Source organism: Ignavibacteriales bacterium (genome assembly GCA_016709155.1).
Classification (GTDB): Bacteria; Bacteroidota; Ignavibacteria; order Ignavibacteriales; family Ignavibacteriaceae; genus JADJEI01.
The window spans coordinates 1609490-1621962 of sequence record JADJEI010000001.1 but is presented as its reverse complement, the minus strand read 5'-3'; the positions used below and the strand labels follow the sequence as shown (position 1 = coordinate 1621962).

The following is a 12473-nucleotide window of genomic DNA, read 5'->3' as shown; positions in this document are numbered from 1 at the left end:
TTGATTTGATAATAAAATTGATTTAGCTTATAATCTCCTTTACCCGCCCAACTTCACCTGTTTCAAGTCTTACTTTTATTCCGTGCGGATGATTGGGAGATTTTGTCAGAATATCTTTAACAATACCTTCTGTAAGTTTGCCTGTATGTTGGTCTTCTTTCAAAACTATTTTTACTTGCATTCCTGTTTTTATATCAGAACGTTTAATCTCACTCATTTAAAATATCCTGTTTGGTTCTATAATAATCTCCACATCATTTTTACAGATTGAAAGTGATAACTTCATAGCTTTTATTAATTTTATGCGTGGTAAAAATAAATAAAATAAAGTCATTACAAGAAAACAACCTTATTATAAATTTTATAAAAGATTTGGTGTAATGAATAATATTGAAAACCTTGGCTTTAATAATTAGTTTGGGGAATCCATCCTTTCGGGAAAAGATAGAGTTGATTTTTCTAAACCCACCGACCTCAAAATTGTAAGAGTTATAAGCATAAATAAAAATAGTTTAGTTGTTTCTAACGGTGAGATATATTTTAATTATATCTTTATAAATGAAACCAATAATATTTTAAAGAATCTAATTGAATCAACTTTCATCAAACCAACAATCATTTAACACAATTAATTAGGAGAAAATAAAATGGAACAAGCAGTTCAAAATACACCAGTATCAATGCCCCGTATCGGCGATAAAGCCCCATCATTCAAAGCAGTAACAACACAAGGAGAAATTAATTTTCCAGCAGATTATTCCGGCAAATGGGTAATCTTATTCAGTCATCCGGCGGATTTTACACCAGTGTGTACCTCTGAGTTTATGACTTTTGCTACTATGGAAAAACAATTTGAAGAGGCTAACTGTAAACTTGTTGGTCTTTCTGTCGATGGACTTTCCAGTCACATTGCCTGGTTAAGAACTATAAAAGAAAAAATCGAATACAAGGGAATGAAAAATGTTGAAGTAAACTTTCCTTTGATTGAAGACATTACAATGAATGTTGCAAAAACTTATGGAATGCTTCAGCCGGGTGAAAGCACAACAAAAGCAGTTCGCGCAGTTTTCTTTATCGATCCCAAAGGGATAATAAGAGCAATAATTTATTATCCGTTAAGCCTGGGAAGAAATTTTGATGAGCTTTACAGAGTTATAATTGCACTTCAAGCTGCAGATGAGTTTGGTATTGCAACTCCCGCTGATTGGAGACCAGGCGATGATGTTATAATTCCTACCGCTGGTTCATGCGGTACGGCAAAAAATCGCATGGAAGGAAAAGAAAAAGACTTAACCTGCCATGATTGGTTTTTCTGTACAAAACCAATCAGCAAAGATGCTGTTATGAAAGCAGTCTTGAAGAAAAAATAAACAAGTATTTTTCAATTAAAACTTAAAGCCGCAGAAAATTTTCTGCGGCTTTTTTATTAAATAACAAACGGTCTATTTAATGAATGTTGATAGTAATTAAAATATTGTAATTATTTATAGTAAGAATATTTGAGATTTTTATGAAAACTTTAATTCTCTTTACATTTACTTGCTCATCTTATTTTTTTTATCCTACACTGCTGTTTGTTTTACAAAAATCATTTTCTAAATTGCATTACAGCAGCATCAACTATAAATATAATTCATCTAAATCTTAAAGGCGCATAATGAAAAGAGTATCATTCTGTATTATCATCCTTTTGGGAACAGTTTATTTGTCGGCACAGGAAAACTATTTATTGTACAATTCCTATCTTGCACACATCTCAGCAGCTAACTCTTCTTTAAGATTGAATGAAAAGATGGAAGCAAAGCGTTGGTTGAATAATGCTCCAGAACAATTTCGCGGCTGGGAGTGGAATTATCTAAGCAAGAGAATAGACGGCAGCATAAAAATAATAGATTTGAAAGATGTTGCCCCCACCAAAATAGCTTACAGCAATAATGGAAAGTTTATTGCTTTCGGAGATACAAAAGGAACGATTCATATTCATAATTCCGAAACTCTGGAAGAAGTAAAATTAATCTCCGGTCATTTAAACTCTGTTTACTCTGTAAAGTTCAATCCCGACGACACTAAACTTATTTCTTGTTCACGCGATACAACAATTCGAATCTGGGATTTTAATTCCGGCAATGAACTATCAAAAATTTTTACAGGCGCACGGGGACTTGCCGATGTTGATATTTCTCCCGATGGCAAAAAAATTATTTTTTGCTCGTGGTATCTAAAAGAAAGCGGAGTGAATAGTTTGATCAGTCTTTATGATATTGAAACTAATGAAAAAATCTGGACAACAGATTATAACACCCACCCATTGGTTGCTGTAAAATTTAGTGCCGATGGAGAACGATTCGCTGTCGGAAGCTGGGAAGCAAATGCGAGTATTTGGGAATTGGGTAATCTTTCTAACCCCAAAATTTTTGACTTTAGCGATGTTAAGGAATACTCTGCGGTTGATAATATCGCTTTCAGCCCGGATGGAAAGTTTATTGCAGTTGCAACAAAAAATACAACTCCCAGAGTTTGGGAAATTGAAACTGGAAAATTAGTTTACGAATTACGCGGACATCAAAAGCCCGTTATTTCTATCGCTTACAGCAAGGATGGAAAGCAACTATATACAAGTGGTAATGACGCAACAATTATAATCTGGAATGCCGAATCAGGGAAAAAAATTAGCAGAATATTTGGACACGAAGATAATGTTTCATCAATTTCAACTTCTCCCGATGGAAAATATTTTATTACCTCATCTGCAGATAAAACAGTTCGGCTATGGAATGCAGAAAACGGCTTAGAGTTTTCAGATCCTAACGGAAGACACAAAGATATAATGTATGCTTTTGATTTAAGTGACGACGGAAAAATTCTTGCAACCGGTGGAACTGATTCTACATTAAGCATTTGGAATGCACAAACAGGAAAGTTGATCGGCAACTACCCCGTGCTTGATGAAATTGTAAATGCAGCAGCATTAAGCCCCGATAATAAATATGTTGCTGTTTGCAATTGGAATCCGGCAGTAAAAATTTATGATACCCAAACGGGAAAACTTTATCGCGAATTACCTGGAATGAATTATGGAAGCGGCAAACTAATTTATTCAAACGATGGCAAATTTGTTTCTGCTATATCACAGAAAAAAGAATTGTATGTGTGGCAAGTTGAGGAAGGAGATATGATAGCTAAACTTCCACTTGAGTCCCGCCCGTTCGCACTTGCTGTAAGTAACAATTCGAAAATTATTGCAACGGGAGAAGACAACGGTAAAATAATATTATGGGACGCAGAGTCATTTGAAAAAATATTAGAAATAAACGCACATAAGGGCGCACCAAACGAAGTAGTCTTTTCAAAAGATGACAAAACATTTTTTAGTGGAGGCGAAGATAAAATTGTAAAAATGTGGGAAGTTAATTCTGGGAAATTATTAAAGGAATTTAAAGGACATTCTCAAAGAGTCTATACATTAGATGTTTCACCTGACGGAAAAAGATTAGCAACGGGCTCGTCAGATCTTACAGCAAGACTTTGGGATGTTGAAACAGGAGAGTCAACATTAATATTATCAGATTTTACAAATCCGCTTTACCAGGTTCGTTTTTATCCTGATGGAAAAGTTTAATTGCCAATTCTATGGGAGTTGAAATTGTTTTGTATAGAACTGAATAAAAAAATACTAACGGTTGAGGCTATATGCAGTAAGGGATTGCGGGCTACTTTCCTGTCCACCTACACCGAAGTTTGAGCGGGGCAGAATGCTTGAATTACCACTGAAACCCTTATTGCATATAGCCTTTGTTGTGCGTTCGTGCTTTATTGTTCTTTGAAAACCAATCGTATTTATGTGTTAATTTTGTCTTATCGTTTTGCATCATATTGTAAAATAATTCCGAATATTTTTTTTGTCCTTCTCTATTTAAATGATATGCATCAGCAAAATAAATAGAATCTCCAATTGAATCAAATTGGTCAAACTGTCCAAAAATTGGAGCGGTTATTCCATAAAACATAAGTTTAGACACAAATTCATTGTGTATAAATTTACAATCATTTTGATATATATATGAATAATCAGAGCGTTTAGGAGGAATAAAAACACCAAATTTAACGTTTTTAGATACACACAAGTTCATTAATTTTTTAAGATAAATAAACTGTAAATCAGACCAGCCATATTTATCAATTTGAAACCAATTATTTACAGGACTATCAAAATTTACAGCGTGTCTATCAAGCGCAACTGAGCCATAATCTATCGGCACTTCAGAAGCTACATTATTCGACTTTTTTTTGTTTGAAAATATGCTTGAAAACATGAATGTTGCTAAACTTTTATACCTTTTTATTAGTGCACTTTTATCATGTTCTTTAGAAAACAATAAAATGTCCCCAAAATTAAAATCTAAATACATATACATATTTCTGTTCATGTAATATCTTTTGGTGTAAATCCAAGGGTCTAACCCGAAATAAATAGCTGAAACCTTTTTTAAATTCATGTTTTTAATAATGAAATAAGTGGCAATAGGGTCTCGCGCATCCATCGCAATATTTACGAATTTGAATTGATTGCTTGAAAGTGTATTTAGCTCTTTACATGATAAGTCATATCTCACGCTTGAACTACCTGCAAGCACCACAATACTGTCCTGTCCTATAGTATTAATCCAACTATATTGGGCTGATTCATTATGAAACACATTATCAAGTGAATTTTCCTTAAACATATGGTGCCCCCAAATATATGTACCTATTTCGAGAGCAACAATTATAAAAAGGGGTATTAATACAAATCCAAGTATTTTTTGCAGAAATTTTTTCATAGTTTTTTCTAAAACTGAAAGTAAATAAATTGTTGTTCTTTTCCGCCAAACCAAAAAATTGCAATAATTATAGCATAGTACATTGAATATCTTATCGGGCGTTTCCATTTAATGCCAAAATGCGAAATTGCATATTGTCCTTCTCTTCCTTTCCATTCAACTAAGACAAAAATTGCAACAAGAATTATTATAGTTATGTCTCTTGCCATACCAGCGAATTTAGGTATTGAGAAAAGAGAAGGCGATAAAATTTCAGAAATGTAGTTTATCGCATGTCCAAGATTATTTGCCCTAAAAAATATCCATGCAAAAACGGTCAATCCAAAAGTAATTAACATAAAAGAAAATTCTTTGATATTTGGAATGAATTTTCCTTGAGCTATTGTTTCAAGATTATTACGGTTTTTGTTGGTCAATAAAAGTGGCAAGAAGTAAATAGCATTTAATGCTCCCCAGACAACAAAAGTCCAATTTGCCCCGTGCCAAAAACCGCTTACAATGAAAATAATAAAAGTGTTTCTTACTTTCATCCAAGTACCACCACGACTACCACCTAATGGAATATAAAGATAGTCTCTAAACCAAGTTGAAAGTGAAATATGCCAACGTCTCCAAAATTCCGCAATATCTCTTGAAAAATATGGAAAGTTGAAGTTCCGCATTAGGTCAAACCCAAAAAGTCTGGAAGTTCCAATCGCAATGTCAGAATAGCCTGAAAAGTCTCCGTAAATTTGAAATGTAAAGAATAATGCACCAAGAACTAAAGTGCTCCCAGAATAATCTGCCGAATTATTGAAAATCAAGTTTGCATATTCTGCACAATTGTCAGCAATAACAATCTTTTTGAACAAACCCCAAAGTATTTGACGCATTCCGTCAACTGCCTTTGAATAATCAAAAGTGCGTTTTTTATAAAATTGAGGAAGTAAACGTGTAGCTCTTTCAATTGGTCCTGCAACTAATTGAGGAAAGAAACTAACAAATGCAGAAAAAGCAATAAAATCCTTTGTTGGTTCAAGCTTCCTTTTGTAAACGTCAATACTATAACTCATTGTTTGAAAGGTGTAAAAGCTAATGCCAACAGGCAAAATAATATTCAAGGTATTTGCTTTAATTTCTGTTCCAAAAAATGAAAAGGCAGTTATAAAGTTGTCAAGGAAAAAGTTATAGTATTTGAAAAATCCAAGATTTACTATAATACTTGTCCAAAGTAATAGTTTTCGTTTTGTCAAATTTTCCTGTTTTAGTAGTCCAACACCAACAAAGTAATCAACAAGAGAACTGAATAGTATTAAAGAAAGAAATCTCCAGTCCCACCAGCCATAAAATAAATAACTCGCTGCTACGATTAAAAAATTCTGCAGTTTCAAGTTTCTGTCTGTCACAAACCAATAGAGTATAAAAACTATTGGCAGGAAAATCGCAAAGTCAATTGAGTTAAAAAGCATAAATTCTGTCTATTCTTTTAATGTTTGTTATTTGCACTATCGTTTCTCTTAGCATGCCCATTAACGGTTTCGGGCTTTGCGTTCGGGCGGGTTTCGGAGCACAAAACTGTCAACCTGCACTGAACTTGAATAGAAGCACAAAGCTCCAAGTTGACACGTCACCCCGCCTGACACAAAACCCGTGTTAGTAGCAGGCATTTTTTATTCAATAATTTTTTTCATTCCGTCCATAAGTGAAGCCCAATTTCCTTCTGAATGTTTGGCTCGTTCTTCGTCATAGTTGCTTTGATGAATAGTTAACTCTGTGTTTTTACCGTCTGCTTTTACTTCATAGCAAACCCATAAATAATTTTCTGGTTTGTCTTCTTTTCCGCTCCAATTACTTAAATATGAATATGCAAGTCGTTGGTTGTGTTTGTACTCAAGCACTTCTCCCTTGTCTTGATATGTTTGTCCTTCCCACTCTCCTTGAAAAATAATTGGTTCACCAACTTTCCAGCCGGTTACCAAGTTTGTCCCGAAAAAGTATTGTTTCACAATTTCAGGTTCTGTCAATGCTTCCCATACTTTTTCAAGAGGTGCGTTGATTGTCGTCTTATATTCAATTTTGTGATGTGTTTCCATTTTTATTGTTTCTTTGTTGTTCGCATTGCTTTTACTTTTTTGATAGTCGGGTCCCTTTGAAACTTCTTATATTGTTCTGTTTCCATTCCGAAGATCGCAACTTTTCCAATACTGTCAGCGTGAACGCCAAAACCATACGTTTTTGTCAATGGTGATGAACGAAAACAAGGTTGTCCTTTTGAGAAAAATTGTTGGCGTGCTTGTTTGTATTCCGCTTTTGTTAAGCCGTTTCTGTGGACAAACACTTGAAAAAATATTTCGTCCGAAGTATATATGTAGGGTTTGTTCGCAATTAATTCATATTGCATCTCGGCAATAGTTTTCTTGTCAGCTTTGAAAGGTGGTTTTGTCCCACAAGAAACTTTTGTGTCTTCGGCAACTTCAATAAAAGTGTCGTAGTAATTTGTTGTGTGTATCTTTTCTGTTTTCATACCGATTTTTTTGTTTATTGTCTTCTTTTATGCTTGCCGCTAACAAAATTCTTTACGCAATATTGCGTATAATCTTCTTTAAAAACTATATTTATTTCGTAATAACTACAAAATATAAGTTATTAGGTTTTAAAATATGAAAAGATTAGAACTAATTGAAAAATATTCAAAACAACTCCCCCCCCCAAATCGGTACGCTAAAAGATAGTTTCCAACGCTTCTCTATGCGCCAATATAGTCTTATCCAGGTCTTCTTTTGTGTGTGCAGTTGAAACAAACAAAGCTTCAAACTGTGCTGGTGCAAGATAGATTCCGCGATTTAGCATTTCGTGAAAATATTTTCCGTACAATGCCGTATCAGAAGTTAAAGCAGATTTAAAATCATTAACAGGTTTTTCTGTGAAGAACATACACATCATAGAGCCAACACGATTCATTGCATAATTTTTTCCAACAGAGTTTAAGTTTTCTTTAAATCCATTTTCCAGATACATACAAGATTTTTCTAACTTAACATAAATTTCAGGATGTTCTTTAATGTAAGTTAGCGCAGCAAATCCTGCACACATTGCAAGTGGATTACCGCTTAATGTTCCTGCCTGGTAAACGGGCCCGCTTGGTGAAAGCATTTCCATAATTTCTCTTTTTCCGCCAAACGCACCAACAGGTAAACCACCGCCAATAATTTTTCCGAATGTTGTTAGATCTGGCTTAACACCTAAAATTTCCTGTGCGCCTCCAGCCGCAACACGAAATCCTGTCATCACTTCATCAAAAATTAAAGCAATACCTTCTTCATTACAGATTCCTCTTAGGTTAACAAGAAATTCTTCATTCGCTTGCACAACACCCATATTACCCGCAATCGGCTCTATAATAATTGCTGCAATTTGTCCGCGATACTTTGTAACCAATTCTTTAACAGAATTAATGTTATTGTAATCCGCAAGCAAAGTATCAGAAGCGTTAGCTTTTGTAACTCCGGGAGAAGTTGGGACGCCAAATGTTAAAGCACCGCTGCCTGCTTTAATCAAAAAATGATCAGCGTGACCGTGATAGCAGCCCTCAAATTTTATAAACTTATCTCTTCCTGTGTAACCACGCGCAACGCGAACAGCACTCATTGTGGCTTCGGTTCCGCTGTTAACCATTCTCACCATTTCAACAGATGGAACAAGATCAGTAATTAACTGAGCCATTTTAACTTCCATTTCGGTTGGTGCGCCAAAGCTTGTTCCGTTTTCAAATGTTCGTATTAGTGCTTCTTTAATAAATGGCGGATTGTGCCCGAATAAATGCGGTCCCCAGCTTCCGATGTAATCTATGTATTCGTTACCATCAACATCATAAAACTTTGAGCCAGCTCCTCTTTCAATAAAAATTGGATCGCCGCCGACAGACTTGAATGCCCGCACGGGTGAGTTTACTCCGCCAGGAATAAATTTTTTTGCTTTTTCAAATAGTTGTTTGCTTTTTGTTGTGTTCATAAAAAATAAGTTTTAGTTAATAAATATTTCTTAGTGAAACTTAGTGTTCTAAGTGTCTATGTGGTGAAAAAAGATCTACCACGAAGACACAAAGAGCACTTAGAACCACTTAGTTAAAAAGTATTTGATAATCTTTTTGTTTGCCTGCTTGCCAAAAATTTTCCGGTACAACTTTCCAGTTGTTAAGAAGTTTTGGTTCTACTGTTTGTTTATTCTTCAATCCACTTCATTACAAAGTAACGAAGATCTTTTTCTGTTGTGTTGAGAACTCTTTTGCTCAATTCTTCGTGTGGAATTTTGCGCCATCTGTTAAGTGTCTTCCGCCGCCATTACCACGATAAGAGTTGATGGCTGCTTTATATTTTTTATTCAGATCAAAATCGTTTCCATTTGAAAATCGAATAATCTTAATTCTTTCACCAACAGGCTTTGTAACATCAACAACATATTCAATGCCCGCAGCGGAATCAAAATTGTAAAAGCGTTCTTCAAGCTCAGGAGATTTTGATCGCTCTGAGTAGACAAGATTTCCCGTTTCATCCAATTTAAACTTTAGCAGATGATCATTTTCATCTTTCATAATGTTCATCCAGTTACCATAGGAAAATTCAAGATAATCTTTTATTTCCTGTCCGCTAAGTTCCATCGTGTATAAAAAGTTTTCGTAGCGATAAAGATCAAACATATCACGTGCAAAAAGTTTACCCGCATCAATCTTTGTGTTAAATGAAAGTGGAGCTGTAAACGAAACATCGGCATCCGTTAGTTCGAGTTGAACCGTATGAATCAAATCAACAAACTTTGATGGACCGAACATTGCATCACGAGAAGAAATCATTTCTGTAAACTCACCAACCGGTTGAGAAATATAATTTCTTATCGCATCAAGATTTTTACTAAAGTGATTTACAAAGCTCATATCAATCGCATAATCTTTCATATCTACAAGCTCACCGGTTATTGATTTCTTATCAAAGATCATACACATCTTATCATATTTTAAAGTGTAGTTTGCAACAGCAACATTTTGTGCGCTGGCGTTTGTTCCGAGTATCAGAACTTCTTTTCCTGAAGGACTTTTAGTTTTAAAATTCCAGCCGGCATGATCATGTCCAACAAAAATCAAATCAAAACCATCAACTTTTTCTGCTACAAGTCGAGAAGCATTTTCATTTTTATAAGTGTTTTCATTTTCGTTGTTATAGGTGTAATCAACACCGGAATGAAATAAGCCAATCATTAAATCAGGCTGCTCGGTTTCTCTGATTTTCTTAACCCACTTTTGTGCAGTTTCAATCATATCATCAAAACGCATTCCGCTCCAGATTTTTTCCGGAAGCCATTGCGGAATTGCAGGAGTTATCAAACCAAGTATTGCAATTTTAACTCCGCCTTTTTCAATAGTTGTGTAAGGCTTAAAGTAAGACTGATTTGTTTCTGTGTTTATTGCATTAGCAGCAAGCCACGGAAAATTTAATTCTTTATTAAACTTATCGTAAACATCGTGTCCCGTTTCAATATCGTGATTGCCAATAGTTGCCGCATCATACTTCATATAATTCATTACATCAGCGTAAAGATTCATTGTATCAGTTTTTTCAAAATTGTAATAATAAACAGCAGGATTACCTTGTATTATATCTCCGTTATCTAAAAGAAAAACGATTTGATTTGTATCTGCCCGCTGCTGATTAACATAAGTTGATACACGGGCAAGCGAAGAATTAATTTCTTTATTGTCTTTTAAACTATAAGGAAAAATTGCACCGTGTACATCAGAGGTTTCTATTATTTTTACGGTTACTGTTTGTGCGTTAAGAGTAAAAACAAAAGTTATTGCACAAATAATAAAAAAATAAAGGTGTGATAATCTTTTTGCATATTCATTTCTTAAAGTTTATTGATACACAAAGATAGTCACACCGACAAATCACTCAAAATCACTTTCTATTTCTGCGGGAGTTAAAATTTCATTTAGCTCATCGGTAAAGAAAAATTTTTCTTCATCAAATGCCGGTTTAAGATCTGTGTACCAAATTGCTTCCTCATCATACTTAGCAAAAAATGGACGCGCTGCCCAATTGGGATTTCTTCCCTGAATCATTCTGAAAACCATAACTTTTTCATCTTTAATATCAGCAACACCAAGTATCTGAACTTTGCCCGGAAGGCAAGACATGCTTGGTCCACGTAACGTTCTGCAAATACCGCTAACGGATTGGTATGTTTCCCTAAATATTTTCCAGGCTTCAATAAGTGGAATAGAAAAATAATGCTGCGCACCGGTATTTCTTGCAACAAACATGTAATATGGAATGCAGCCAAGAGCAACCTGCTTCTTCAGCATATCTGCCCAAGTTTCTGCCGAATCATTTATATGTTTAATAACGGGTGATTGAGTTCTTATTACAGCGCCAGTTCTTAAAATTCTTTTTATTGCTTCAGCTACCGTATCTGTACTAAGTTCAACTGGATGATTAAAGTGAGCCATTAGTGCAAGATGTTTACTTGCTCGTCTAACGTCTTCGAATAGATTAAGCAAATCACCAGCATCCTCATCAGTTAAAAATCTGTATGGCCAATAACCAAGTGCCTTTGTTCCGATTCGAATGTTTCTAAGGTTGGGAATATCGGCTTCTAATAATGGACGTATGTAATTTTCAAGGTGCTTTGTTTTCATTATCAAAGGATCACCACCGGTGAATAAAACATCAGTGACTTCTTTATGTGTCTTAACATACCCAACTAAATGTTCGGCTTCTTTAGAGGCAAATTTTAAATCTTCCATCCCAACAAATTGAGGCCAGCGAAAACAAAAGGTACAATAAGCATGACAGGTTTGTCCCTGACTCGGGAAAAACAGTAATGTTTGAAGATATTTATGCTGCATACCAAAAAGTTTTTCTCCTTCAACCATTGGTACGTTGTGTTCAAGCTGTCCGGCAGGATGCGGATTTAATGTAAGTCTGATTTTATTTGCAGCTTCTTTTATCGCTGCTTTATCAGCACCATTTTTAATAACTGATTTCATTTCCTTATAATGTTTAGGAATCAGCATATCTTTTTGTGGAAAAGTAAGTTTAAACATTGGATCATCGGGAATGTTGTTCCAATCAATAAGATTATCTACAACATAATTGTTGGTTTTGAATGGAAGTACAGAACCAACCGTTTCTATTGCTTCAATTAATTCTGAAGAAATTAATTTTAGCTGGGGGATGTTTCTGAAGTTGTGAAGCATGAATGAATTGTACTTCATACGTCATCTCCTTTCTGATTAGTTACTAACTCGAGAATTTGATGTGTCTTAAGTATCTCTTTATTGCAAAATAAGATTTCTGATCATAAAATCAAGTCTAAACGATTTTTTGCAATAAGCTCGGGGGAAAAAATTGACCATTTAAACTAATCAGATAAACAGAAGGAGGAATTAAAATTTTAGTGCATCCTGCGGGATTCGAACCCGCGACCTGCTGATTAAGAGTCAGATGCTCTACCAACTGAGCTAAGGATGCGGGGCAAAAATAAAGATTTTTATTGCACTTTCAAAAAACAACTGATATTTTATTTGAAAATTGCTTTATCTCTTTCAGTATCAATGATAATAATCTAATTTTCCACTCAATAAAAACGAATCTTATTATTTGCTAAATGAACGATCAA

Annotated in this window: 9 protein-coding genes, 1 tRNA gene and 1 pseudogene; 2 read left to right on the top strand and 9 right to left on the bottom strand. The window is 34.7% G+C overall.

Annotated features, from left to right (window positions below; all coding sequences use genetic code 11):
* Positions 1-22: 22 nt before the first annotated feature.
* Complete coding sequence (locus IPH11_07795) at positions 23-217, bottom strand: YwbE family protein (protein ID MBK6913559.1); 195 nt, start codon at positions 215-217, stop codon at positions 23-25.
* A 430-nt stretch (positions 218-647) separates the two neighbouring features.
* Here IPH11_07795 and IPH11_07790 point away from each other — a divergent pair, with 430 nt between their 5' ends.
* Together IPH11_07790 and IPH11_07785 are read left to right on the top strand one after the other, a co-directional pair.
* Complete coding sequence (locus IPH11_07790) at positions 648-1370, top strand: peroxiredoxin (GenBank protein ID MBK6913558.1); 723 nt, start codon at positions 648-650, stop codon at positions 1368-1370.
* Between the two features lie 287 nt (positions 1371-1657).
* Positions 1658-3619 (top strand): PD40 domain-containing protein, encoded by a 1962-nt coding sequence (locus tag IPH11_07785; GenBank protein ID MBK6913557.1) that lies wholly within the window; start codon positions 1658-1660, stop codon positions 3617-3619.
* A gap of 157 nt (positions 3620-3776) precedes the next feature.
* Here the strand turns inward: IPH11_07785 and IPH11_07780 are convergent, their stop codons facing one another.
* From IPH11_07780 to IPH11_07745, 8 genes and pseudogenes are all read right to left on the bottom strand, one after another.
* Positions 3777-4820, bottom strand: a complete 1044-nt coding sequence (locus IPH11_07780; protein ID MBK6913556.1) for a hypothetical protein — start codon at positions 4818-4820, stop codon at positions 3777-3779.
* A gap of 8 nt (positions 4821-4828) precedes the next feature.
* Positions 4829-6268 (bottom strand): MBOAT family protein, encoded by a 1440-nt coding sequence (locus IPH11_07775; protein ID MBK6913555.1) that lies wholly within the window; start codon positions 6266-6268, stop codon positions 4829-4831.
* A 201-nt stretch (positions 6269-6469) separates the two neighbouring features.
* Positions 6470-6892, bottom strand: coding sequence for an SRPBCC domain-containing protein (locus tag IPH11_07770; protein ID MBK6913554.1), 423 nt, complete (start codon positions 6890-6892; stop codon positions 6470-6472).
* Between the two features lie 2 nt (positions 6893-6894).
* Complete coding sequence (locus IPH11_07765; GenBank protein MBK6913553.1) at positions 6895-7323, bottom strand: hypothetical protein; 429 nt, start codon at positions 7321-7323, stop codon at positions 6895-6897.
* Between the two features lie 197 nt (positions 7324-7520).
* Positions 7521-8810 (bottom strand): glutamate-1-semialdehyde 2,1-aminomutase, encoded by a 1290-nt coding sequence (hemL, locus tag IPH11_07760; protein MBK6913552.1) that lies wholly within the window; start codon positions 8808-8810, stop codon positions 7521-7523.
* A 109-nt stretch (positions 8811-8919) separates the two neighbouring features.
* Positions 8920-10659 (bottom strand): annotated as a pseudogene (locus IPH11_07755) (bifunctional metallophosphatase/5'-nucleotidase).
* An 81-nt stretch (positions 10660-10740) separates the two neighbouring features.
* A complete protein-coding gene (locus IPH11_07750; GenBank protein MBK6913551.1) occupies positions 10741-12069 on the bottom strand; it encodes a lysine 2,3-aminomutase in 1329 nt (442 codons plus the stop codon).
* A gap of 183 nt (positions 12070-12252) precedes the next feature.
* A tRNA-Lys gene (locus IPH11_07745) sits at positions 12253-12325 on the bottom strand.
* Positions 12326-12473: the final 148 nt, after the last annotated feature.

Bases quoted from the DNA above. Each gene is read 5' to 3' on its own strand.
- IPH11_07790 (MBK6913558.1), top strand. From the start codon at position 648: ATGGAACAAGCAGTTCAAAATACACCAGTATCAATGCCCCGTATCGGC.
- IPH11_07795 (MBK6913559.1), bottom strand. From the start codon at position 217: ATGAGTGAGATTAAACGTTCTGATATAAAAACAGGAATGCAAGTAAAA.
- IPH11_07775 (MBK6913555.1), bottom strand. From the start codon at position 6,268: ATGCTTTTTAACTCAATTGACTTTGCGATTTTCCTGCCAATAGTTTTT.
- hemL (MBK6913552.1), bottom strand. From the start codon at position 8,810: ATGAACACAACAAAAAGCAAACAACTATTTGAAAAAGCAAAAAAATTT.
- IPH11_07785 (MBK6913557.1), top strand. From the start codon at position 1,658: ATGAAAAGAGTATCATTCTGTATTATCATCCTTTTGGGAACAGTTTAT.
- IPH11_07750 (MBK6913551.1), bottom strand. From the start codon at position 12,069: ATGAAGTACAATTCATTCATGCTTCACAACTTCAGAAACATCCCCCAG.
- IPH11_07780 (MBK6913556.1), bottom strand. From the start codon at position 4,820: ATGAAAAAATTTCTGCAAAAAATACTTGGATTTGTATTAATACCCCTT.
- IPH11_07770 (MBK6913554.1), bottom strand. From the start codon at position 6,892: ATGGAAACACATCACAAAATTGAATATAAGACGACAATCAACGCACCT.
- IPH11_07765 (MBK6913553.1), bottom strand. From the start codon at position 7,323: ATGAAAACAGAAAAGATACACACAACAAATTACTACGACACTTTTATT.